Source organism: Duganella sp. Dugasp56, from assembly GCF_047304105.1.
Lineage (GTDB): Bacteria > Pseudomonadota > Gammaproteobacteria > Burkholderiales > Burkholderiaceae_D > Rugamonas > Rugamonas hordei.
This window is the reverse complement of record NZ_JBGLYQ010000014.1, coordinates 26541-49902: the sequence shown is the minus strand read 5'-3', so window position 1 is coordinate 49902 and position 23362 is coordinate 26541. Positions and strand designations below refer to the sequence as shown.

At 59.3% G+C, this 23362-nt stretch carries 19 protein-coding genes and 1 pseudogene; 8 read left to right on the top strand and 12 right to left on the bottom strand.

What is annotated here, in order from left to right; translation table 11 throughout:
• The first annotated feature begins 68 nt into the window (after positions 1-68).
• The gene (locus ACCD07_RS11800; RefSeq protein WP_176653243.1) at positions 69-1934 is read left to right on the top strand and encodes a TnsD family Tn7-like transposition protein; all 1866 of its coding nucleotides are present in this window, start codon (positions 69-71) and stop codon (positions 1932-1934) included.
• Here the strand turns inward: ACCD07_RS11800 and ACCD07_RS11795 are convergent.
• The 10 genes and pseudogenes from ACCD07_RS11795 to glmS all read right to left on the bottom strand — a co-directional run bounded on the left by ACCD07_RS11795 (position 1931) and on the right by glmS (position 16373).
• A complete protein-coding gene (locus tag ACCD07_RS11795) occupies positions 1931-3733 on the bottom strand; it encodes a TnsD family Tn7-like transposition protein (RefSeq protein WP_176653242.1) in 1803 nt (600 codons plus the stop codon). The genes ACCD07_RS11800 and ACCD07_RS11795 overlap by 4 nt on opposite strands.
• Complete coding sequence (locus tag ACCD07_RS11790) at positions 3702-5225, bottom strand: ATP-binding protein (RefSeq protein WP_353401790.1); 1524 nt, start codon at positions 5223-5225, stop codon at positions 3702-3704. The genes ACCD07_RS11795 and ACCD07_RS11790 overlap by 32 nt, the downstream gene beginning before the upstream one ends.
• Before the next feature lie 25 nt (positions 5226-5250).
• Positions 5251-7431, bottom strand: coding sequence for a DDE-type integrase/transposase/recombinase (locus tag ACCD07_RS11785; protein ID WP_176653241.1), 2181 nt, complete (start codon positions 7429-7431; stop codon positions 5251-5253).
• Positions 7388-8269 (bottom strand): TnsA endonuclease N-terminal domain-containing protein, encoded by an 882-nt coding sequence (locus tag ACCD07_RS11780; RefSeq protein WP_176653240.1) that lies wholly within the window; start codon positions 8267-8269, stop codon positions 7388-7390. The genes ACCD07_RS11785 and ACCD07_RS11780 overlap by 44 nt, the downstream gene beginning before the upstream one ends.
• Before the next feature lie 840 nt (positions 8270-9109).
• The gene (locus tag ACCD07_RS11775; protein WP_413447436.1) at positions 9110-9523 is read right to left on the bottom strand and encodes an EamA family transporter; all 414 of its coding nucleotides are present in this window, start codon (positions 9521-9523) and stop codon (positions 9110-9112) included.
• A 49-nt stretch (positions 9524-9572) separates the two neighbouring features.
• Positions 9573-11906: a beta-L-arabinofuranosidase domain-containing protein gene (locus tag ACCD07_RS11770; protein WP_176653239.1), complete on the bottom strand. Its 2334-nt coding sequence runs from the start codon at positions 11904-11906 to the stop codon at positions 9573-9575.
• Positions 11907-12471: 565 nt separating this feature from the next.
• Positions 12472-12834 carry a hypothetical protein gene (locus ACCD07_RS11765; protein ID WP_176653238.1) on the bottom strand — a complete coding sequence of 121 codons (363 nt, stop codon included), beginning with the start codon at positions 12832-12834 and terminating at the stop codon, positions 12472-12474.
• A 38-nt stretch (positions 12835-12872) separates the two neighbouring features.
• Positions 12873-13347 (bottom strand): annotated as a pseudogene (locus tag ACCD07_RS11760) (transposase); the annotation flags it as partial.
• Positions 13348-13354: 7 nt separating this feature from the next.
• Entirely contained in the window at positions 13355-14041 is a 687-nt protein-coding gene (locus ACCD07_RS11755; protein ID WP_176653237.1) for an IS66 family transposase, read from the bottom strand.
• A gap of 502 nt (positions 14042-14543) precedes the next feature.
• On the bottom strand, positions 14544-16373 hold the full coding sequence (glmS, locus tag ACCD07_RS11750) for a glutamine--fructose-6-phosphate transaminase (isomerizing) (protein WP_413447435.1): 1830 nt from the start codon (positions 16371-16373) through the stop codon (positions 14544-14546).
• 139 nt (positions 16374-16512) lie between these two features.
• Here glmS and ACCD07_RS11745 point away from each other — a divergent pair, with 139 nt between their 5' ends.
• Positions 16513-16965, top strand: a complete 453-nt coding sequence (locus ACCD07_RS11745; RefSeq protein WP_176653235.1) for an Lrp/AsnC family transcriptional regulator — start codon at positions 16513-16515, stop codon at positions 16963-16965.
• 360 nt (positions 16966-17325) lie between these two features.
• On the opposite strand, the gene glmU is transcribed toward ACCD07_RS11745, so the two are convergent.
• Positions 17326-18702, bottom strand: coding sequence for a bifunctional UDP-N-acetylglucosamine diphosphorylase/glucosamine-1-phosphate N-acetyltransferase GlmU (glmU, locus tag ACCD07_RS11740; protein ID WP_413447434.1), 1377 nt, complete (start codon positions 18700-18702; stop codon positions 17326-17328).
• 26 nt (positions 18703-18728) lie between these two features.
• Here glmU and ACCD07_RS11735 point away from each other — a divergent pair, with 26 nt between their 5' ends.
• The 5 genes from ACCD07_RS11735 to ACCD07_RS11715 all read left to right on the top strand — a co-directional run bounded on the left by ACCD07_RS11735 (position 18729) and on the right by ACCD07_RS11715 (position 21886).
• Positions 18729-19625, top strand: a complete 897-nt coding sequence (locus ACCD07_RS11735; protein ID WP_413447433.1) for a DUF6279 family lipoprotein — start codon at positions 18729-18731, stop codon at positions 19623-19625.
• 53 nt (positions 19626-19678) lie between these two features.
• Positions 19679-20335: a 16S rRNA (guanine(966)-N(2))-methyltransferase RsmD gene (gene rsmD / locus ACCD07_RS11730; protein WP_176653232.1), complete on the top strand. Its 657-nt coding sequence runs from the start codon at positions 19679-19681 to the stop codon at positions 20333-20335.
• A gap of 97 nt (positions 20336-20432) precedes the next feature.
• Positions 20433-20924, top strand: coding sequence for a pantetheine-phosphate adenylyltransferase (gene coaD / locus ACCD07_RS11725; protein ID WP_176653231.1), 492 nt, complete (start codon positions 20433-20435; stop codon positions 20922-20924).
• A 12-nt stretch (positions 20925-20936) separates the two neighbouring features.
• Positions 20937-21191, top strand: coding sequence for a YfhL family 4Fe-4S dicluster ferredoxin (locus ACCD07_RS11720; RefSeq protein WP_176653230.1), 255 nt, complete (start codon positions 20937-20939; stop codon positions 21189-21191).
• A 101-nt stretch (positions 21192-21292) separates the two neighbouring features.
• Complete coding sequence (locus tag ACCD07_RS11715) at positions 21293-21886, top strand: chalcone isomerase family protein (protein ID WP_176653229.1); 594 nt, start codon at positions 21293-21295, stop codon at positions 21884-21886.
• Between the two features lie 45 nt (positions 21887-21931).
• Here the strand turns inward: ACCD07_RS11715 and ACCD07_RS11710 are convergent, their stop codons facing one another.
• Positions 21932-22213: a hypothetical protein gene (locus ACCD07_RS11710; protein WP_353401802.1), complete on the bottom strand. Its 282-nt coding sequence runs from the start codon at positions 22211-22213 to the stop codon at positions 21932-21934.
• A gap of 170 nt (positions 22214-22383) precedes the next feature.
• Here ACCD07_RS11710 and ACCD07_RS11705 point away from each other — a divergent pair, with 170 nt between their 5' ends.
• Positions 22384-23352: a LysR family transcriptional regulator gene (locus ACCD07_RS11705; RefSeq protein ID WP_176653227.1), complete on the top strand. Its 969-nt coding sequence runs from the start codon at positions 22384-22386 to the stop codon at positions 23350-23352.
• Positions 23353-23362 lie beyond the last annotated feature (10 nt).

Below are 23362 nucleotides of genomic sequence, written 5' to 3'. Positions count from 1 at the left end.
CTGCGCGGCCTAAAGTAAGAACCAGCAAGGCGACCTTAAGGCTCGTCCGATAGGGCAGCGGTGCCATCATGGCAACAAGAATATCATCAGATCCTCTGGTGCAGCCAGATCACGAACAGCGAGTGCTGCTGGGTGATACGCCAATATCCCTCGCAGCACTTGGCCCCGGACATTCCCTCGTTGCGCCGTCCTTGCCAGATGAAGTCATCATTTCCGTTGTCGGAAGGTTTCATATACTGAGCTGTAACCGGACGCCGACCGCCACCTTCCAGGAGCTATTCCACTGCGCCCCATTCAATTTGTCTGCCTGGATCCCCCCGCACCTCGAAATGCTCGCTCCGCGGATAGGTGAAGATGTGGAAGCGTGCACACTGGAGATCTTGCGCGCGCACACGCTGTACCCGTTACTTGCAATTTTCAACGGGCTGTCGTTCCCTGCCAGCTCGAGAAGGACGGCTTCGAACAAAGCCACAAAGGCGCCAAAACGGTTTTCAGCTGAGCCGACCCGACTTTGCTTGGAATGCCTGCGCGAAGATCTGGCTACCTGTGGTGTTCGCTACATTCACCGGTCCCATCAAATACCCGGGGTAGAAGTGTGCAGCAAGCACGCTTCCCCCTTGCTTTACAAATGCCCTCACTGCGAGTGTTCATTCCGTCGGGGCTACAATCTGGCTCTCGTCCCCTGGAAGCGATGTACTTGCAAGAAATATATCTTCGATAGTATATCGTCAGAGCAGGACGTAGATCCCGTCGCGCTATCCTACGCCCGGTTCTCTGCGGCCCTTCTGCAGTCAGCCCCACACTCAGCGGTACCAACACGTGTACTGGTCGAGAGTTATCGTGACCGTGCGCGCGCTATCGGCTGTAGTTGGGGCAATGAAAAAGTAAGCCGTGTCCGCATAAAGACCGAAATGGAAAAATTCTACGGGAAAGATTTTCTTAGAAGGACGGATGCGGCCTATCGTGACGATCGGCTGAGCGAATGGTTGAAGATGCTGAACGACTACAGCGTCACGGAACCGCCACTCGGCCGCCATCTGCTGTTTGCGCATTTCCTGTTTCGCGATGCCGCCCAGTTCCTGGCTGCCATCGGTGCGACTGGCGGAAATGAGCGAACGGGTAGCATTGAACGACCCGTTGTGAAACGACGGACCGTCGGCGTCGGCACCGGAAAAGCCAGCAAGCCCAGCATAGAGCAACGAATCGCAGGTCTTTTGCGCGAGCTTGCTGTGCGTGCTCGCGATATTCCTGATTGCACCATAGAAAACTTGTGGAAATCGCATTATGGTTTGATGAAACGGCTTGTCTCTCTCGATCTGGAAGCGATTACGCTTTTGAGACGAAAACTTCAGCAACTGAAACCCAAGCCAGCAGGCCCGGCCAAAGTTCCGCGCAGGAGCGAGAAAGATGGCGAGCGGGCACGCTCGGTTATGGCGACAGCCGCCGCCTTGTATGCATCCGTCGCCAAACCAGAAAAAATTACGATCAACCGTCTTGCCAAAGAGGCAGGCTGGAATTCTACAGCGCTCAATCAACACGCCTTTCCGGCAACGCTACGAGCGCTGGAAGAGTACGCAGAGTCCAACTGGCACTTTTATGCTCGGCGGATTTTATGGGCCAAGCTGACGCACAAGCGTGCTGCGATCAGCGTGGTCAGAGCTCGCTCAGGAGTGGAATACCATCGCTCCCTCGTGCTGATGCACTTTTTTCGAGATGTCGACTTATCGCTTCCTTACGACGCTGAAACCGTAACGCGGCTGCTTGCGGAACGCGGCATCCAACGCGACTGGGCAGGTCCTTGCCCGGAACGGGAATTTCCTCCTGCTGGCCGACGGTACTACACGAAAGATCAGACTCAAATTGCCGAGTCTGACGAGGCCCAAAAAGATAAAGATGCAGACCAGTTCCCCTTAACCATTCGGTGTAGCCGCTAACCTAGCACGTCTGCGGAATGTTTCTCACGCCAGGAAAGTCGCCGCGCCCGAAACGCGGCAGCTGGTTCAAGGACTTGGGACAGCAGCTCTGCCGTTCGGGGTAACCGCGCAAGGTGCTTGTCGAGCCACGATGCGTTGCCAGTGCATCGTCCGATCTCGTTGAGGGTTACACGCCTCGGGCATCTCGACGGATCCAGTATCTCTCCAGCCGCCAACCTCACGCGCTCCGCCATCACCCTGTCGCGGGCGCACCAATCAACTGACGAGGTCCGCTCGACAATCCGAAGTGTGGTGGGAAGCTGAGCCTGGAGCCAGGCGCGGTCGTGCCGGTACAGCCAAATGAAGTCGGCCCCCAGCGCCGTCTGGAGCGCCTTGAATCCGGCTAATGGTGACGCGACCAAGGCGACTCTCAGCTTGTCACGCGCCTGTGTCTGCCGCTGCTCCCGCATGGTGGCGATACGCTGAGTTTGCAGGCCGCGGTCCGCTCCCAGAATGCGATTTACGGTCGATGCTGACAGTCCGGTCGTGTTCACAATGTGCGCGATGTCATCGCCCGCCGCCAAGGCATACCGCACTCGCGAACGGACCGCGACATCGAGCTTCTTGGACCTGCGCGTAAAGCCGATGCCGATTTTTTCCGCTTTGACCAGGACCGCGTTGACAGACAGGCTGAGCTCTTTCGCCACCTGACGCATCGACCGGCCCTCGGCCGCCAGCGCGGCGATCTTGCATGCCGTAGCTGTGGATGCCTGTTCGTCAGGCACGGAAGTGACCGCCGGGGAAGGGATGTCAGTCCAGAGAAAGGATTCGACGCTCTCGGCCAGAAACCCGATCAGCAGAACATGCAGCAGCGGGTGGTGCGCGGCACGAGGCCGGCGGTAAAGACTTGTCAACCACGAATCGTCCCCAGCGCAGCGCGCGAATATGCCATCAAACGGGGGCAGGTTCCTCACGCTCCCCCAAAAATCGAGGAGTGCGCTTTGCAATGCTCGTTGACGAACCCTCATGCTGGCCTTAGCCAGGTCCCGGTCCACCAAATGGGCGAGGTAATGGTTCCGCCAGGTCAGCGGATCGACTGGCACATCCCGCAGCAAAAATAACTGAGCAATGAGCCGCGAGACGATCACTAATTTTTCAAGTGCCCGATCGTCGACGTTCGAAACGCTCTTCTGACTGTTCCACTTCGCGGCCGTAGCTGGAAGAAATAACTGCGTGCGTTTCAGGCGCTGCGCGAGGCAATCGGATGCGACGAGAGGAACCCCGTGATAAGGGCATACGAGAACACCTGGGAACTGGTGCGCGCGATACCACGTCGCTATGCCGATCGTCTCGCAGTCGGCCCCAGCACAGACGGGACAGAATCGCAGCACATCTTCCGCTCCCACGCGGCTCGCCAACAGTCCTAAGGTGATTTTCGTACAGCTCGCCGTGCCCGTCGCCACTGAATCGGCAATCCGTGTGTAATGGGCGTGGTGCATAAATGGCCTGAAGCACGGAAGGATCGTGTGTCCTTCGATCAGTTCCTCGATCGTGTTCACCGGCAACCGGAGATCCTTCGAGATCTGGTTCAGGCCACTGGGAAACGCCGTGCCCAAGGTAACGCATCGCCGGTTCAGCAATTCGATCAGCGTGTCCCCGGAGGTCGGATGCCCCGTCAATGCGTGGTAGCGGGACACAATGCCAAATATCGTCTCTTCGGGCACGATGACATCGCCAGCTTTTCCTGCCGGCTTCGCTTCCAGGACTGCGGATGGTTTCGCCGCCCATTCATCGACGACCGCCCAAGTTGACGCCTTCATGACTGATCATCCCCTTCTCGACCAGGTACTGGTGCGGATCATCCGCATCCGCCGCGGCCCGCATGTCCACGTACCCAGGCGGTAATGCTGGATCGACCGCACCGGAATCGACGGGTTCGGTGCTACTGTCACACGACTGTGGTGATACGCTCTGCCCAGTCGCCGCTGCCGGCGCGGCAAAACCCGTCACCGGAAACAGCTGGTCGAGATAATCCTGCGCGACCGTGACCTGTTTCGGAAACTCGAGCAATTTCGCCAACGCTTCGTCGACCGGCAGCAAATCCTCGTATTGCAACAGCGACCTCGTCGTATTCGTGCGCAGCGCATTGATCGCAGGATGAAGCAATGCCAAGCCGTCGTCATACGTCTGCCGCAGGAGCTTCGGCGTCAGCGTTTCGGTACCATCGAGCATGGCCCGCTGCTGTGCAAGCTTGAAGAGCAACACGACGAAATCGGGGATGCTCTGACTGAGATCGAAAACCGTATCCAGCATCTCGTCATCCGGATCTCGTGGTTGCCGGACCCACTGATATGTCCAGATGCGTCGAACGAAATCGTCCCATTCCTTTACGCGCTTTGGCGGCCGTTCGAACTGGATCAGGCCGCTTTCCGAAGCCCGGCGGCCGTCCTTCATCTCATTGGTGAACAGGTTGGCTGCCTTGCTGGTACCAATTTCCACAACAGGCACCCGAAGGACCGTACGCAAATCCTGGAAGAAATGTAGCAACGGCGCTGTGCCATGCGTCTTCTGCAAACTGAGCCGCTGAATCTCGTCGATGATCAGGATGCCGAGGAAGTGGGTCGCAGCGATCTGGCGCATAGCGCCTTCCAGCATGTCCTCACGCATTCCGGTCCGTGAAAACAATTTTTCGTATTTGCCGCCGGTGCCGAGAGCTGCGTCGACCTGTCGCGCGAACTCACGGCAGAAACTCGAGATCGAGCCGTTTTTAGGGCAGGTCACTTTCAGCCATACGAGTTGCGTGATCGGGAGATGGCGCCCTCGCCAGGAAGCGTGATGGACAACCTGTTGGGGGTAGGTTCGCAAAATCGCATCGGCGCAGGTTGTCTTTCCAGACCCGCTCAGTCCGACGATGAGCAGTTGCGATTCGCACGGGATCAGTTGCCAGTCGAGGTTTCGCCACTGCTCGCGATCCTGGGCGGTATAGATACTGCGCCAGGTCGCCGCCTCGATCGGATTGCGGACGACGTAGCCCGCCCGGAGCAGGCGCGAGATGGTGCGTTCCACGTCATAGAAAATCAAACGAGGGATCACGACATACTTGAGTCGTGCAAGCAGGTGCCAGCGCTCCTCGGTCGACATCGCACGCTCTTCCGGTTGGATCTGCGGACGAAGGATCATCGCCCTCGCGGCTTCCTTCTCCGTGAGGATCGGGGGGAGCGCCTCGATCAGCGGGTTGTCGCGATACTCCGCGATATTCTGCTCGACATACGTGGGCGAAGAATGATCGGTACTCATCGGCTGCTCCATCATGACCACCGCTCCCGGAGCCGGTCCGTTACAGACCCCAGATGTCGTCGAGCGGATTTTGTTTTCGCATATCGGGCCGCAACTTCACCACATTGTCCTGCGCCGGCGGATCGCAATATGACTGCGCCGCATCACGCGCGTGTTCGACTCGCTCGGCAGTTTTCTCGAAGGCCCGGTTCGCCTGCACATTCGCCTTCTTCTCGGTCTTGCTCAGTCCCCGCTTGGCTTGCGCTGCGGCCTTCTTTGCGGCCGCCGTGATGGCTTCGCACTCGGTATCCAGCGTGGCACACACCTGCCGCAGCTCCGAGGCCTTGCGGTCCGCTTCCAAACCAAGCAGCTTGGCGCGATCAAGCATCTCTTCCAGACGGGCCAACCTATATTTTTCGTTGTTGTCCAACAGTTCGCAGGGCTCCCACTCGCGTGACGTGGCGTTGAGAATCCAGATGCACGCGGGCGCATACGGCAAGTGACGGATCTCGATCGGTTCGACCTTGCCGTTTGTTCTTGCCCGTGCAAACCATTCTTCGCGGACAGCTCGCTCGCACGCGTAACGACGCCCATGAAAATAGATACCGTCACGCCGGACCGATGCGGTTGCGGCAGGTAACAGCTTCGTCCATACCCTCTGTTTTTCGAGCACCTTCGCTCCTCCCGTCAGGTGCTCCATACCCCAATTCCAAACCGTTAGCGGGGTCGCATCCATGAGATTCTCGCCCAGCATTTCATTGGGTAGTGCGTCAGCGCGGTAAGCAGACAGGTTGTACTTGATCAACTTGTTTGCCAGGATCCGGCTCAACTCAGGGAGTGTCAGCGAAGCGTCGAGCGAACAGTGGCGTCGTTTCATCTCGTCCAGCCTGCGGTTCAATGCCCCCGGCTCGAAATGGATGGTGTCATTATTGATGAGGTTGAACTGCTGCTCCACATTAGGCTTCCAGTCAGGCCTGCGAACCGCGGCGTTCTGGATGGTGATACCGAACTCTTTCGGCAACGCATCCGACGCCCTGGATTTCAGCTCTCCGTTATCACACAGTAGCTTGTGAGGCAAATGGCGGCATGGCCAAAGATCCGGGCTGATGTCGATGCCCAGCTGCCGGCAGAAATCGGTCTTGTCCGAGAACGCATTGAACAATGCCAACCGGGCGCCCTCCCAACTCGGGCCCTCGAGCCCGAGATAAAAGCCCACCACCATCCGGGAGAAGACATCGACCACGACATACAGGACGGGCCGCCCGATCAGCCAGGCGCGGTTGAACACCGATACCAGGTAGACGTCGACGATGGTCGCGTCGATCTCGAACCGTGCCCCGGGCCCGAATACCCGGTTCCTGGAAGATCCCAGTACTCCGCGATGTTTAAGGTTCCAGGTAGTCGTGCTGATGTTGCGCTTGGTAAGCGAAAAATCGTGGTTCATCTCCTTCACGACCTGTTTGAACTGGTGCAGCGACGGCGCTTCGTGCGCTTCAGGTGGCACCGGGATCAGCAGATTTCCATGTTCAATCTCGGCAGTTTTAAAGTATGTCCGCTTGGTGTCTTCCCAGGCCTTCTTGATCGTCACACCGGGCTTCAGGAAGGCATGAATTCCCTGGACGATTTTCGTCCGGACTTCGGCTCTCGACGGCCCGAGCACAGATTGATCGTTCTGTAGTTTGACCCGGTCCGGCCGCCGGCCGCGCTTATTCGATCCGGCCTCCTGCCGCTGACCAGACGGGCCACACAAGTCATAGCACGCGATAAGCGCGTCGACACAGCTCCCGTAAGCCCAATACCGGTACAAGGGCCGATACACCTGCTTGGGGTCGAGCCCCAATTCCGCAGCGCGCGCCAGGATCAGACGGCCACGGGTGCGCGGGAGATAAATTTCAGGAATGCAGTCTTCACGTACTAGAGGTTCAATGATCGCCCAGGCTCGATCCCTGACGTCCAGGCTTCGTCGCAAGATCGCTTCCTCGGGCTGGAACAGGTAAGGCCTCAGCTTCACTTCGACCCGCTGCAGCATGCCATCGTTCAGGAGCCCCATCACCGTCCGCAGGCTATGCACATCCGGCTTCTTCAACGGGTTTTGCATGCCGATGGTGACGAGCACGTCTTCATCGGGCACGACCCACAGAACACGCTGCGCGCATGCAAAGCCTGTATCCACAACGCCTGGCACCGGCTCGAATACCTCAGCAGGACACAATAGATCCATTGTGGCCACCTTCTTGAGCACAGGTGAATCGCGGGTCGGATGCGATGGGCAGAACCACCGGAATACAGCGCAATCCGATCGGCACACGCAGGTCGAGGTTGATCAATTTATGCCAGGCGCAATAGCGGAACATGTCAGCCGCCAGTTCTGGCGAAACAGCGGCGCCGAACACTGCCGCGCACTCCCGCAGGCGGTCTGCAAGCATGAGCCCTTGTAAGGATGGCGTGTTGAACGCTGCAAGAAACCGGGGCAGCTGCGCTTCGAAAGCATCACGGTCGACATCATGCTCCACCATGAAGTAGCTGAGCCACTCCAGGTTGTCGATGACGGTCTTGTCGAATTCAGCATTTGTGAATAGGTACCATGGAACACCGCGCACAAGCCAATATCGTCGCTCGATCTCCAGTTTGGTCAGCACAGATTTCCGGCTTCGGCCGCGCAGGTCGTCCGCGCTTTTGATGCTAAAGGCTACCAAGTATCGCTTGCCGGACTTATCAATCCTCGTAAGCAGAAAATCCGTCGTCATGACGATCGGCGTTCGGCTTCGGGGATAGCTTGGATGACGGACTCCCAACGATGATGCAACGTGCTGGGTTGCCGACTCAGGAAACAATGGAAACTGCTCACGAATATCCACGACGTCGGCTGCGTAATCCGCCATCAGGAAGAAGCAACTTTCGTTATCGGAAAAGAGGTGATGCACCCTGCCTGTCGTCACACCAAGGCGACGACTCATCCGCCCTCTCGACGAAAAACATCGAACATCGATCCAGGGTTTGTAGTGTGCGCCTTCACCAAGGCCGAGTCCTTGCGCCTTCCATCTAGCGACGTCGTCATCAGTAATTGGCACGCGTCTCATCAGTTCGTCCAAAGCAATCACAGCATTGGCACGGCGCGCAGTCCGCGCTCTTCGATCACTCTATACCGAGATACGGTGCAATCAAGGCGACTGAGGAAAGAAGCGTAAACTAGGCTGACGAGTTGGAAGAGCCAATCGCATCAGGGCAACCACAGAAAGTGATTAAAAACCAGATCGACTGGATTCCAGTAGGTAACCGGTTCCTGAGCGGCGTTGTATCTTTCGGTTCGTCAGGCCGGCACAATGTACTCCGGGATCAACAACACGGAGCCAGACATGGACAAGTTTGAATCTCATACCACGAAGGAAGCGGTCTGCTACGCGTGTTCCTGTACGGCCGTTGGCGGCAACGTTTGGTCAGCGCGCCACCTTTCGCCCCGTGACCAAGGATCGTCAGGCTGAGCACGCCCGACCGACGCGACGCCGAAGATTACAAATGCCTCCGCGAACCTCAGCAGGTATGCCTGGTGAGCGATTGACAGAGGCCGGCATTGAGCCGTCTGTGGGTTAGCGGCGACGAGTGTTGCAATGTAGATAAGGGGGTATTGCAAAGTCAAAGGTTCAGCTTATTGTTCGGATGAACGCGACTTCACTACTGTTTGTTTTAACCGCTTGATGGCCTTATCTTTGTAGCACGCGCGCGGCGATGGAGGCGTACCTACCTCCCAGCCGATACGGTTCGGACCAGCAAGATAGAAGGCAGAGACGCGATGCACTTGCAACTATCAATTGTGTTGGTCAGTTCACTAAGCTTGCTAGGTTTGTCGTCGTCGATTTTGACGCTGTGAAATTGAAACGTGGTCGTGGCGATACGCACCAAAGATGAGCCGAGCGCTGGATTTAGGAACGATAACTCGCTCCTAATTCGCACTGCGGCCAAGTGGATTTCGGCGATCTGGAGTGGTCGCTGGCCGACACCTTGCGCGTCAGCTTATTGTCGATGGCCCAGCACAGGCAGGCGCCCATGATCGCCAGCGCGCCCCATGGCACGCCCAGCACTGGAATCTGCTCACACGATAGCGGGGCGCCGGCAACGACGATGAGCAGCATGCCGATGAAAATGCGGCGGTCGAAATTTTCCTTGAAGACGAACCAGGCCAGCATGGCGGTCAGCCCCCCTTCCATATTGAGCAGCAACGAGGCCGCCGAGGCGGGCGTCAGGGTCAGCCCGATCATCAGCAGCACCGGCCCGGCCACACCGCCGGTGGCAATTGCGCCGCCCAGCCAGGCCAAGTCGGGCGCGGTCAGCGCCACCGGCCGGTCCTGTTGCCGCGCTGCACCAGGGTGCGCACCAGATGCCAGGCTAACGCAGCAAACGTAGCCCGTACAATCCGCCCGCGATCGACCCCGGCTTGGCGACGAACTTCACCGTCAGCGACCCGTTGAGCAATTCAGCCGGAATCGCCACATCCTTCGTGTAGAACTCCTGCGTATTCTTCTCCAGCGTGACCGTGGCGATCTCCCGGCCATTGACCAGCACATCGAAAGTCGGGCCAGAATCGCCGCCGCTGAAGGTCAACCTCAGGGTCTTCGCTTCCAGCTTGCGGTCGTTCAACACATAGCTGAACCATCCGCTTGCATGGCGCCAGTGCTTGCCCTTGGCGACGCCAGCGTCTGCGCCCTCGCCCGCAAACGCGTGATCGGACTCCGGTTGCTGCTCGCCCGGCGCCACCTGATCGATGGTCTGCGCGTCGAGGGCGATGCGCTCGGCTTCGGCCTTGGCCGTCGCTTCGCGTGTGTCCTGCGCGCTGGCCGGGGTCGAATACGGCCAGTAGATCATATAGCGCGAATCGTGCAGCCGGAAGAACGGGATGAGTTTCATGACCGCCGCGCCGCCGCCCTGGATCAGCCCCGGCGCGGTGAACGTCATCGGCTCGCCCTTGACCGCCTTGAACTTCTTCACAAAGTCGCGCGTGTCGCTCACGAACATCGGCGCCGCCTCCAGCGGACACACAGGCCCGCTGGGGACTTGGCTCCCCGAATCGCCCGCGAACACGTTGAGCTTCTCGTTGGGGAAGGGCTGCGTCTTGGCCGCCAACACGATCGGCCCGCGCAGCACCGCATAATAGTTCGACTGGTCCGGCAGGCGCTCCAGGGTCGTCCGCATCGGTACGGTCACGTCGACGCGGTCACCCTTGCGCCAGTGACGCGTGACGCTCACATAGCTGCCCGGCTTGCCATTGACCTTGACCGGCTTGCCATTGACCTTCACCTGCATGGCAGCGCGCGCAACCCAGCCCGGATAGCGCAGCTTAACGGTAAATACGCCATCGCCATCGATCTTCAGGCTGCTGGTGTCAGCATCCGGAAAGCGCGTCGTCTGGGTAATGCGCACGCCCTTCTCATGCCACTCTAACGTTGAGGACGTGTACAGGTTGACGAACAGCACATCTTTCTCATGGGCGTAGATAAATTCGCCATACTTGGACTGGCTCTCGATGCCGGAGCCGACGCAGCACCACATGGAGTTGTCGACCTCCGAATACACGCGGTAGTGGTTCGGCCGCATCGGCGTGAAGTAGACGAGGCCGCCGGTGTCAGGGTTCTGCGACGACAGGATGTGATTGAACAGCGCACGCTCCATGTAATCGGCGTAGCGCACGTTCGGGTCGCGGCGGAACAGCATCTCCGTCAGGCGCAGCATGTTGTAAGTGTTGCAGGTCTCGGGGCCTTCGACCGCGTTGATCATCGACGAGAAGTCTTCGTCGTCGTGGAAGTGCTCCCGGACGCTGTTGCCGCCGATGGCCACGGTGCGGTGATCGTGTACCGTGCGCCAGAAAAATTCCGCGGCCTTGTGCATCTGTTGGTCGCCGCCCAGCGCGGCGATGCGCTCGAAGCCGATCACTTTCGGGATCTGCGTGTTGGCGTGCATGCCGGTCAGCTTGTCCTTGCCCTGTTCCAGCGGCTGCAGCAAAGCCTGGTGCGAGAAGCGCTGCGCCAGCGCCATGTATTTTTTGTCGCCGGTCAGTTCGTACACATCGGCCAGCACTTCGTTCATGCCGCCATGTTCGCTGCGCAGCATGGACTGCATCTGCTCGTCGCTCAGCGCTGCCGTCAGCTTGAGCGCCCAGTCGGCCATTCCGACCAGCATGGCGCGCGCGTCCTGGTTGCCGCCGTAGTGATAGGCGTCGCGCAGGCCGGCGAAGGTCTTGTGCAGGTTGTACCAGGGGACCCACTTGCCGTTGACCGTGAAGTTGTCGGCCTTGATCGCGCCTTTGGCGACGTCCTGCCACGCCTTGCTGCCTTCCGGGATGCCGCCGATGTAACCGTTGCCGTTGGCCTGCTGGCACTTCTTGAGTTCATTGACGAAGTAGTCGAGGCGCTCCTTGACCATGGCGTCGCCGGTCGACGCATACAGCAGCGCCAGCGCCGACAGATAGTGGCCGCCGATGTGGCCGTCCAGGCCGTGCGATTCCCAGTTGCCATAGCTCGGCGCTTTCAGCGGCAAACCGGCTTCTCGCTGGAAGGGCGCGAGCAGTTTGTCCGGATCGAGCGACATCAGGTAATGCAGATTGCGGTTCTGGGCATCGAGGAAGGGACCGGCGCCAAGACGAACGTCGGCCAGCGGAAAGCGATCCGCGGCCGACGCCGTCAATGCTGCTGCTGCCAGCAGAAGGCCGGCGAGGAGTTTGCTCATGGTAGTTCTTTACCTTACTTTGATAGCGATTCAGTTCTTGGGCGACCAGCGGCCATCCGCCCCGTTTTTCATGCAGCGCCCGTACCAGTCGCCAAGCTCAGGCTCGCACTGCGTAAATTGCCAATTTAGTTAGATAAATTGAAGGTACGCCGCTTCACCATGCCCGGATACCCTCGAATTCGAGGGAGTGGGCAGGAGATATATCCTATTCGGCAATTCTTGAACCGGCAAGTTTCTCATTGAATGCACGGTACGTGCAATACCTAAAATCACCAATTATGTGAACAATTTTCACGCACCTGCCACCCACTCTTTTGTCGAATCTATATGGGCAAGAGTTCGTCGGTGTATAAGCCCGCGACGGTATATTCAATAATTTCGATCTCCAAAGTCAGGCCGTATCGCCAGCAGCATGAAACAGGGCAGCGCCGAGCTGGTGTGCGCTAAGTGCAAATGGCGTAGCTGATATAGCGCGGACCGCCATCTCTCCGCGCTTTTTGAAAGCCGTTCATAACCCTTCGCCGCCCAAAAAGAGGAGATGTCCTTCGACAGAGCGAAATTCATATTACGCGCGATTCGCACACGAAAGACACTGTTCCTTGAAAACGTTCCAAGTCCCGAACAGCCAGCTCAAAAGCAATACGTTTTGGATACTCTGTCGCCAAATATTGGGTTTGTCCAGGCTTCGGCAAAGGATCTCGATACTGGCCGCCGAAACGCTTTTGGAAAAATCCGCGCGAGGTCGAAGAAATCCAAAGCGTCGCGCGAACTCGGGCGCAAATGATTTTCGGCAGATTTTTCCGCCGGCCGTAATCATATTTAGATTTCCAAGGGCACGGGCAATTACAGCATTGGCGGTTGGGCCAGAAATTACTTCCCCGTCATCGCGCAGGGCATCGGCAGAGAACTCGCTAAGCAAAGTAAGCATTTCAATGTTCGTTTCAGAAGCGACGCATTCGAACGTATCTATAAGAGCCATTTCGCCGGGGAGGTAAAACCGTATATGCAGTTGTTTCGGCGGCACCCAGCATGCGCATCCGGGGTCATGTCGTCAAGCGCCGAATGTGGGCAGCGCGTGTTGTAGAACTCCAGATAACGCTTGATGCCGGCGCGCGCCTCGCTCACGCCCTCGTAAGCACGCAGGTAGACCTCTTCGTACTTGACCGATTTCCACAGGCGTTCGACGAACACGTTGTCGCGCCAGCAGCCCTTGCCATCCATGCTGATGGCGATGCCGTTCTTGAGCAGCAGTTGGGTGAACTCGATGCTGGTGAACTGGCTGCCCCTGGTCGGTATTGAAGAACTCGGGCTTGCCGTAGCACGCGATCGCCTCCTCGACCTCTTCGATGCAAAAATCGGTGTCCATGGTGTTCGACAGGCGCCAGGCCAGCACGCGCCGGCTGAACCAGTCCATCACCGCGAACAAGTAGACGAAGCCGCGTTAGCGATCAAGCGACGGCGTAAGCACGTCGTCCGCCAAGGTCATGCAGCTCCGAGCGTAATGGATTTGCCGCGAAGAGCTCTTTCCAGATCCGCGGGGTGAGCTGGTGCACCAGCGATGCCGGATGGCCGACACGCTGCAGCACGTCCACGAAGTAATCATACGGATTGATGTCATGGAGCCGGCACGTGGCCAGCAGGCCTTGCACAATGCCGATATGTTTGGCGCCTAGCTCGGTCCAGCTGAACAGCCAGTTCTTTTTACCCATCGGGATGACGCGCAGGGCGCGCTCGAGATGGTTCGTATCGATCGATACCTCCGGGTCATCCAAGTAGACCGACAGGCCAACCCGGCGCTCACGGATATATGCCAGCGCACCAAGGAAGGGACTGCTCGGCAGGAAGCCGCCATAGGTCACCGCCTGCTGGTCGGTCCGGCGGGTGATCACCTGCCGGACCTCCTGCTGCGCGACGGAGCTGCGCCGCTCGTAAAGGTCTTGGTTCCTCTGGAACTGTGCGAGCACTACCCTCTTGAACACGAAGTTGATCACCTCCAGGACGGTGGATTTTCCCGCGCCGTTCTGCCCGATCAGTATGTTCAACCCCTCTTCGAACTTGACTATCGGAGCGTCCAAGATATTGTCGTGATGGGCAAAGCTGAGGACGTTAGATATCTGAAGGGAATGGAGCTTCATTTTGGCTGGTAAGTTTCCTGTGTCGGTTTGCCAATTATGCTTGCTTTCCGGAAGGGGCAAAGTTTTTTTCGATTTCGTCGCGCCGTTTCTTAACGCCGTTTTTAAACTTGTAGCAGAAAAGCAATATCCATCGCTCCAAAATCATGTTGGAGCCAACAGTCTTCGAAAGGTGGAAACAAAGATGAGGGCGTCACTCAGCGACTGCCGGTGAGCCAGAGCAGCTGTGATCGTGCGTATAGATCAGCAGCAAGGCTTTGTAGAGGGAGCTCAAACGTACAGAAAGCCAGGACTGAAGCAGTCCTAACCCAACGTCGTATCCTCAAATAATGCATGAGAACACGGCGCGGGTTATTAGGATCTTACGCTTTTAGGACGAGAACTTCTCGAGCATCAACATTGATCTGTCGAAATTTGACAAACTTGCCGCGCATTTGACAAACATAATTTGACTTTGACAGACATAATTTGATCTTGTCAACAGCGCTACCGGCTGAAGCTGAATTTATTCCACCGTCACAGATTTCGCCAAATTACGCGGCTTATCCACATCGGTACCGCGCGCCAGCGCGGAGTGGTAGGCCAGCAGCTGCAGCGACACCACGTGCAGGATCGGCGACAGCAGACCGTAGTGCTCCGGCAGACGGATCACATGAACGCCTTCGCCCGAGGTGATGCGTGAATCGACGTCGGCAAACACGTACAGCTGGCCGCCGCGCGCGCGTACTTCCTGCATGTTCGATTTCAGCTTCTCGATCAGCGCGTCGTTCGGGGCAATGGTGACGACCGGCATTTCCTCGGTCACCAGCGCCAGCGGGCCGTGCTTCAGTTCGCCCGCAGGATAAGCCTCGGCGTGGATGTAGGAGATTTCCTTCAGCTTCAACGCGCCTTCGAGCGCGATCGGGTAATGCATGCCGCGGCCGAGGAACAGCGCGTTTTCCTTGCGCGCGAAATCTTCGGCCCAGGCGATGATCAAGGGCTCCAGCGCCAGCACCGCCGAGATCGCGACCGGCAGGTGACGCATCGCTTTCAGGTGCTGGGCTTCTTCGGCGTCGCTCAGGCGGCCGTTGACTTGCGCCAGCGACAGGGTCAGCAGGAACAGCGCGGCCAGCTGCGTGGTGAAGGCCTTGGTCGACGCCACGCCGACTTCGACGCCGGCGCGGGTGATGTAGGCCAGCTTGCATTCGCGCACCATGGCGCTGGTGGCGACGTTGCAGATCGTCAGCGTGTGTTCCATGCCCAGGCTGCGCGCGTGCTTCAGCGCGGCCAGCGTGTCGGCTGTTTCGCCGCTTTGCGAGATCGTCACCACCAGCGTGTTGGGATGCGGCACGCTGTCGCGGTAGCGGTATTCGCTGGCGATCTCGACGTTGACCGGGATCTTGGCCACCGATTCGATCCAGTACTTGGCGGTCAGGCCCGAATAGTAGCTGGTGCCGCAGGCCAGGATCAGCACGCGGTCGATCTGCTTGAAGACGTTGTAGGCGCCGTCGCCGAACAGCTCCGGCATGATGCCGGTGACGCCTTCGAGCGTGTCGCCGATGACGCGCGGCTGCTCGAAGATTTCCTTCTGCATGTAGTGGCGGTAAGGCCCCAGCTCGGCCGCGCCGGTGTGCGCCTGCACGGTCTTCACTTCGCGCTGCGCCGGCTTGCCGTTGACGTCGACAATCCAGGTGCGGCCCAGTTGCAGGTCGACCACGTCGCCTTCTTCCAGGTAGATGATCTGGTCGGTGGTGCCGGCCAGCGCCATCGCGTCGGAGGCGACGAAGTTCTCGCCCTGGCCGATGCCGACGATCAGCGGCGAACCCTGGCGCGCGGCCACCACGCGGTGCGGTTCCTCGCGGCTGAACACGGCGATCGCGTAGGCGCCGTGCAGGCGCTTGACGGCGTGCTGGACGGTATCGAACAGGTCGCCGTTGTACATGTGGTCGACCAGGTGGGCGATCACTTCGGTGTCGGTCTGGCTCTGGAACACGTAGCCAAGCGCGGTCAGTTCGGCGCGCAGCTCGTCGTGGTTTTCAATGATGCCGTTGTGGACCAGCGCGATGCGCGCCTGTTCGGTCGACGGCGAGAAGTGCGGGTGGGCGTTGTGCGAGGCCGGCGCGCCGTGCGTGGCCCAGCGCGTGTGGGCGATGCCGGTGAAGCCTTGCATGTGCGCCTCGCCGATCTGCTTTTCCAGGTCGGCCACGCGCGAGGTGCTGCGTGAGCGCTGCAACTGGCCATTCACGTGCAGGGCGACGCCGCAGGAGTCGTAACCGCGGTATTCCAGGCGCTTCAGGCCTTCGATCAGGATGGGAGTGATATTGCGTTGCGCTACCGCGCCGACGATGCCGCACATAAAAACCTCTTCTTTTTGATTAAGCGCCCATGCTAGAGCAGGGTCAATGAAATATGCTTTCTAATTCCTGTATAGTTTGAAATATTCTTTCATTGCTGACTAAGCGTGAAATATTATTTCATTTGACAGGATATTTTTTATGGATGAAGTAGATCGTCGCATTCTGAATGCGCTGCAACTTGATGCGTCACAAACAAACAGTGAGCTGGCGCTGGCGGTCCACGTGTCGCCGCCGACGTGCTTGCGGCGGGTCAAGCAATTGACCGAGAGCGGCGTGATCCAGCGCCAGGTCGCCATCGTGGCGCCGGAAAAGGTCGGCCCCAGCCTGACGGCGATCGTGGAAATCTCGCTGGATATCCAGGCCGCCGAGCGCATGGCGGAATTCGAAGCCCATGTCGCCACCGACGACGCCGTGCTGCAATGCTACCGTGTCGCGCCGGGGCCGGACTTCGTGCTGGTGGTGCAGGTGGCGGACATGCCGGCCTACCACGCGCTGGCGCACCGCTTGTTCGCCACGCAGACCAATGTGCGCAACGTCAAAGCCTATTTCTCCACCTTCCGCAGCAAATTCGAGACCCGGATTGCAGTGTAGGCGAGTTATCCCTGCTTTGTTCAGGCGCTTTTGCACAGCTTTATCCACATGCCGTTCAGGCGGGGAAAAGTTTTCCCTGCTTTTCCCGGGCTTTTACACCAGCTATGCACGGGCTTATACCCAGGCTTATCCACAGTAAATAGTTATCCTGATTTACTCACAGCATTTCCCACAGGCTTATCCACAATCGGGCCGCAACCCAGGGAAATGGCCGCTTACAGCTCAGTGAGCGCTGGTTGTCCCGTGGTTTTCCCCGGCTTATACCTCGCTTTTGCAGGGCTTATGCGCAGGCTTCTCCACATCGTTATCCACAAATAAAAAAGCCGGGAATAATCCCGGCTCTCTAAAGCAGCGCGCGGCTTACTTGGGCTTTTTAACCGGACGGATCCAGTTTTCGATGGTGACCTGGCGCGGACGCGAAACCGTCAGCTTGCCGGCCGGCGCATCCTTGGTCAGCGTGGTGCCGGCGCCCAGCGTCGCGCCTTTGCCGACGGTGACCGGCGCCACCAGCTGGCTGTCGCTGCCGATGAAGGCGTCGTCCTCGATCACGGTGCGCGACTTGTTGACGCCGTCGTAGTTGCAGGTGATCGTGCCGGCGCCGATGTTGACGCGCGAACCGATGGTCGCGTCGCCGATGTAGGCCAGGTGGTTGGCCTTGCTGTGCGCGGCGACCTGGCCGTTCTTGATCTCGACGAAGTTACCCACATGTACATCCTCCGCCAGCACCGTGCCGGGACGCAGGCGCGCGTAAGGGCCGATGATGGACACCTCGCCAACCACCGCCTCTTCGATATGGCAAAACGGCTTGATCTGCGCGCCGGCCAGGATGCGGGCGTTGACGATGACGTTGTGCGCGGCCACGCGCACGCCGTCGCCCAGCTCGACCTTGCCTTCAAACACGCAGCCGACGTCGATGGTGACGTCGCGGCCGCAGATCAGTTCGCCGCGCACGTCGATGCGCGCGGGATCCATCAGCGCCACGCCCTGTTCCAGCAGCTTGAGCGCGATGTTGCGCTGGTGGATGCGCTCGAGCTCGGCCAGCTGCACCTTGCTGTTGACGCCGGCCACTTCCCATTGCGCCGACGGCTGGGCCGACACCACCGGCACGCCGTCCGCCACGGCCATGGCGACGATGTCGGTCAGGTAGTACTCGCCCTGCGCGTTGTTGTTCTTCAGCGCGCCCAGCCATTGCTTCAGGCGCGCGGTCGGCACCACCATGATGCCGCTGTTGATTTCCTTGATGGCGCGCTCGGCTTCGCTGGCATCTTTCTGCTCGACGATGCGGACGATGGCGCCACTCGTTGTTCCGCCTTCGCGGACGATGCGGCCGAGGCCGGTCGGATCATCCTGCACCACGGTCAGGATGCCCAGCTTGTCGCCGCCGGCCGCGTCGATCAGCGCCTGCAGCGAGGCGGCCGTCGTCAGCGGCACGTCGCCGTAGAGGATCAGGGTAGGGGTGTTGTCGTCGAGTTCCGGCAACGCCTGCATGACCGCGTGGCCGGTGCCCAGCTGCGGTTCCTGCAGCGCGGTGGCGACCTGTTCGGGCTGTTTGGCGAGCAGCTCCTGCACCGCTGCGCCTCCATGTCCGTAAATCACGCATAATCGACTGGCAGCAAGACTGCGTGCCGTATCCAGCACATGCGACAACAATGGCTTGCCGGCCAGTGGATGTAAAACTTTCGGCAGCGCCGATTGCATGCGCTTGCCCATACCAGCGGCGAGGATAACTACATTCATAGGTGCCAAATCGAGAGAGTGAATAAATGCAAAAGTCTAACATGCCACATAGCAGCGGCCGGACGCTACGCCGCCTTTTCCTGATCGCGCTCATGGCGCTGCTGGCCGGCTGCAGTTCGCTGCGGCTGGCCTACAACCATGGCGACACGCTGCTCTACTGGTGGATAGACGCTTACGTGGACCTCAACTCGGATCAAAAGAGCTGGGTCAAGAAAGACATCGACGATCTGTTCCGCTGGCATCGCAAGACGCAGCTGCGCGATTACGTGCAGATCCTGCAGACGGGGCAGCGCCAGCTGGCCGGCAATCCGACCCAGGCCGATCTGATGGGCGATTACGACGAGATCAAGAGCCGCACCCAGCTGCTGCTTTTCAAGGCACTGCCGGAGCTGGCCGACCTGGCGCGCTCGCTGCAGCCGGAGCAGATCGCCACGCTGGAGAAGAAGTTTACCGCCAACAACGCCGAGTTCCGCAAAAAGAACATGAAGGGCGACAAGGAGGCGCAGCAGAAATTCCGCTATAAAAAGTCGATGGAGCAGTTCGAGCTGTGGTTCGGCAGTTTCACGTCCGAACAGGAAGCGCAGATCCGCAAGGCTTCCGACGCCCGTCCGCTGGACAACGAGATCTGGCTCGACGAGCGCATGCGCCGCCAGAAAAATATCCTGACCCTGGTGCAAAAGGTGCAGCGCGAAAAACTCAGCAAGGACGCGACCATGGCACTTATCCACACCCTGATCAAGGACAGTTTCAACCGCCTGGAAAATTCCGAGCGCAAGCCTTTCTTCGACGCCTACGACGAATCCACCGTGCAGCTGATCTTAACGGTGATCAAGATCGCCACGCCGGTCCAGAAAGCCCACGCGCAGAAGCGCATGCAGGGCTGGATCGACGACTTCAACAATCTGGCGGCAGAGCCCAAATAGGCCCATATGGTATGATGGCCCCCTGTTGAATCAATGACTTAGAACACAGCCACATGCCGAAGAAGCCCGCAAGCAAGCCCGCGAAACCCGCCAAAGTCCCGGTCCACGGTCCCCAGCACAGCAACCAGGTGCGCATCATCGGCGGGGCCTGGAAGCGCACGCCGCTGCCGGTGCTGAGCGCCTCCGGCCTGCGTCCGACGCCGGATCGCGTGCGCGAAACGGTGTTCAACTGGATCAATCACCAGCGCGACGCCTATTGGGCCGATGCGCAGGTGCTGGACTTGTTCGCCGGCAGCGGCGCGCTCGGTTTCGAGGCGGCCAGCCGTGGCGCCGCCGCGGTGACCATGGTCGACAGCAACGTGCCGGTGGTGCGTCAGCTGGACGAAATCAAGACCAAGCTGAAGGCTGACAACGTCAGCATCATGCGCGGCGACGCGCTGGCCGTGGCGCAATCGGCCGCCGCCCGTGGCCAGAAATACGACCTGATTTTCCTCGATCCGCCGTACCAGCAAGAGTTCCTGGAACGCTGCCTGCCGCTGTGCACGCGGATTTTGAAGGATGGCGGCCTGATCTACGCCGAATCCGGCGCCGCGCTGGAGTTCGACGAGGGCGACGTGCCGGAATGGATGGCGCCATGGGAAGTGATCCGGGCCGACAAGGCCGGAATGGTGTTTTATCATTTGTTAAAACACAAGGGAACAAACGCCTAATCACCAGCATTTGTGCCTAAAACTGCCCCATATTTAGGCAAAGAGTGTTTTTCAGGCATAATGCGCGTTCTATATTGGTGCACTGCAGGGAGCCGCAATGGTAGTAGCCGTTTATCCAGGAACTTTCGATCCGCTGACCCGTGGTCACGAAGATCTGGTGCGTCGCGCATCGGGTCTGTTCGACACGCTGGTCGTGGGCGTTGCCGACAGCAAGAACAAAAAGCCTTTCTTCTCGCTGGAAGAGCGGCTGACCATCGCCAACGAAGTCCTGGGCCACTATCCGAACGTGAAGGTCCAGAGTTTTTCCGGCCTGCTGAAGGATTTCGTGCGCGAGCATGACGCCCGCGTCATCGTGCGCGGCCTGCGCGCCGTGTCCGACTTCGAATACGAATTCCAGATGGCGGGCATGAACCGCTACCTGCTACCGGACGTCGAAACGCTGTTCCTGACGCCGTCCGACCAGTATCAATTCATCTCCGGCACCATCGTGCGCGAAATCGCGGTGCTGGGCGGGGATGTGTCCAAGTTTGTTTTCCCATCGGTCGACCGCTGGCTGCAAAAGAAAATTGCCGCCACCCAGGCCGAGTAAGAGAGTACCGCCATGGCCTTGATGATCACCGACGACTGTATCAATTGCGACGTTTGCGAGCCGGAGTGCCCGAACGACGCGATCTACATGGGCGCCGAAATTTACGAAATCAACCCGGACAAATGCACCGAGTGCGTCGGCCATTTCAATGAGCCGCAATGCCAGCAGGTGTGCCCGGTCAGCTGCATTCCCTTCAATCCCGCCTGGCGCGAGTCCGAAGAGCAGTTGCGCGCCAAATACGAGCGCCTGCAGGCCGGCAAGGCCTGAGAAGCCAAAAAAAGCATGACCGTGCGGCCAAATTGCGCCGCAGCGCGTTTTTGCTCTCTCCGTGATGGTATATTCGGCCTAGGCCTACCACGGAGACAATAATGAATCGCAGAAATATCATCAAAAGCCTGCTCGCCGCCGCTTTCCTGGCAAGCAGCTTCAGCCTGCCCGCATTGGCGTCGGTGGAGGTTGCCGGCGTCAAATTCGACGACACCATTAACGTTGCCGGCAAGGAGCTGAAACTGAACGGCGCCGGCCTGCGCACCAAGGTGTTTTTCAAAGTCTATGCCGCCGGCCTGTACCTGACCGAAAAGAAAAACACCGTGCCGGACGTGCTGGCGCTCCAGGGCCCGCGCCGCGTGGCCATCACGATGCTGCGCGAAGTCAGCTCGGAGGACTTCGGCAAGGCCTTCATGGACGGCCTGAAAGCCAACACCGACAACAGCGAACGCACCAAGATCCTGCCGCAAACGATGAAGTTCGGCGAAGTCTTCGCGCAGATCCAGGCGCTGAAAAAGGGCGACCAGATGCTGCTGGACTGGACCCCGGGCGAGGGCACGCAGTGCTATCTGAACGGGAAGAAGATCGGGGAATTGATGCCGGACGTGGCGTTCTACAACGCCGTGCTGCGCATCTGGCTGGGCGACAAGCCGGTGGACAGCTCGCTGAAGCCTGCCCTGCTGGGCGAGAAGTAATCTGAATCGCACGGTACCGGAAGCTCCGGTACCGCTGCTCAATATTTAAGCACGCGCAGCCATGGCACGCAATTCGGCGGCGTGGCTCGGCTCGCCTTCCATCGAATTCAACATCCGCTTCAGCATCATCGCATCGCGCATCTGGCGGCGGTGCAGGCGCTCTTCCTTGCTCAATTTCGGCTTGATCACCAGCATGGCGGCACGCGCCAGGCCGCGCAGCAGCGGCTTGAACAGCACCAGCAGGGCGCAGACGGCGCCGCTGGCCAGCGCCAGCTCACCGGCGGTCACGAGGGAAAAATTTTGTACAACTGAGATGATGGTAGACATGATGTAACGCTGCATTTAGAATCAAGTGTAACTATAGTGCAGCGCAACATAAGTATCCAATTTACTTCCCCGATAACAATTATGCGTTTGGTGAATGGGATACTTAATCGTTGACGAGAAATCCATATTTCTCGATACTGTATCGACACCAACCCCACACCTGAGCCGACATGAGCTTTTTGACGCTGGACTTGAATTTGTTACGCGTCTTCGACGCCGTGATGACAGAGCAAAACCTGACACGCGCCGCCGGCCACCTGGCCATGACCCAGCCCGCCGTTTCCAACGCGATCAAGCGCCTGCGCGAGAGCCTGGGCGATGAATTGCTGATCCGCACCGCCTACGGCGTCAAGCCGACGCCGCGCGCCGAATCGCTGTGGCCGTCGGTGCGCAGCGCGCTGGCCAGCCTGGAAGCGGCCGTGGCGCCGGAAACCTTCGACGTGTCGGCCGCCCACGCCACCTTCCGCATGGCGATGGCCGACGCCACCGCCGCCTTCTGGCTGCCGTCGCTGATGCGTTCGATTGAAAGGGAGGCGCCGGGCGTCAACGTGCGCATGGTGCCGCTGACCACGCGCGAACCGCGGCCGATGCTGCTGCGCGGCGATATCGACCTGGCGGTGGGCTTCTTCCCCGGCGTGGCGGCGCAGCTGTCGTACGAAACCGGTTCGCCGATCCGCCACGAGCGGCTGTATTCCGGCCATTACGTGTGCGTGATGCGGCGCGACCATCCGCTGTCCAAGGTCGACCTGACCTTGGACAACTATTGCAAGGCCAATCACCTGCTGGTGAGTTTCTCCGGCCGCGCGCACGGCCTGGTCGACGAGGCGCTGGCGCAGATCCAGCGCGAGCGCCGCATCTTGCTGACGGTGAACCAGTTCTTCACCGCCGGCCGCGTGGTGGCCAACTCGGACCTGATCACCGTGCTGCCGCGCCACCTGATCGCCTCGACCGGCATGACCGACGCGCTGATCTCGAAGGAGTTGCCGTTCCAGCTGCCGGCGGTCCACCTGGACATGCTGTGGCACGAGCGCGATGCGCGCAGCCCGGCCCACAAGTGGCTGCGCATGCATCTGGAAGGCATGAATTCCGTGACCCAGCGCACCGCGCCGGGCACCGCGCCCAAAAACGACACGTATTAAAAAGCGCTAC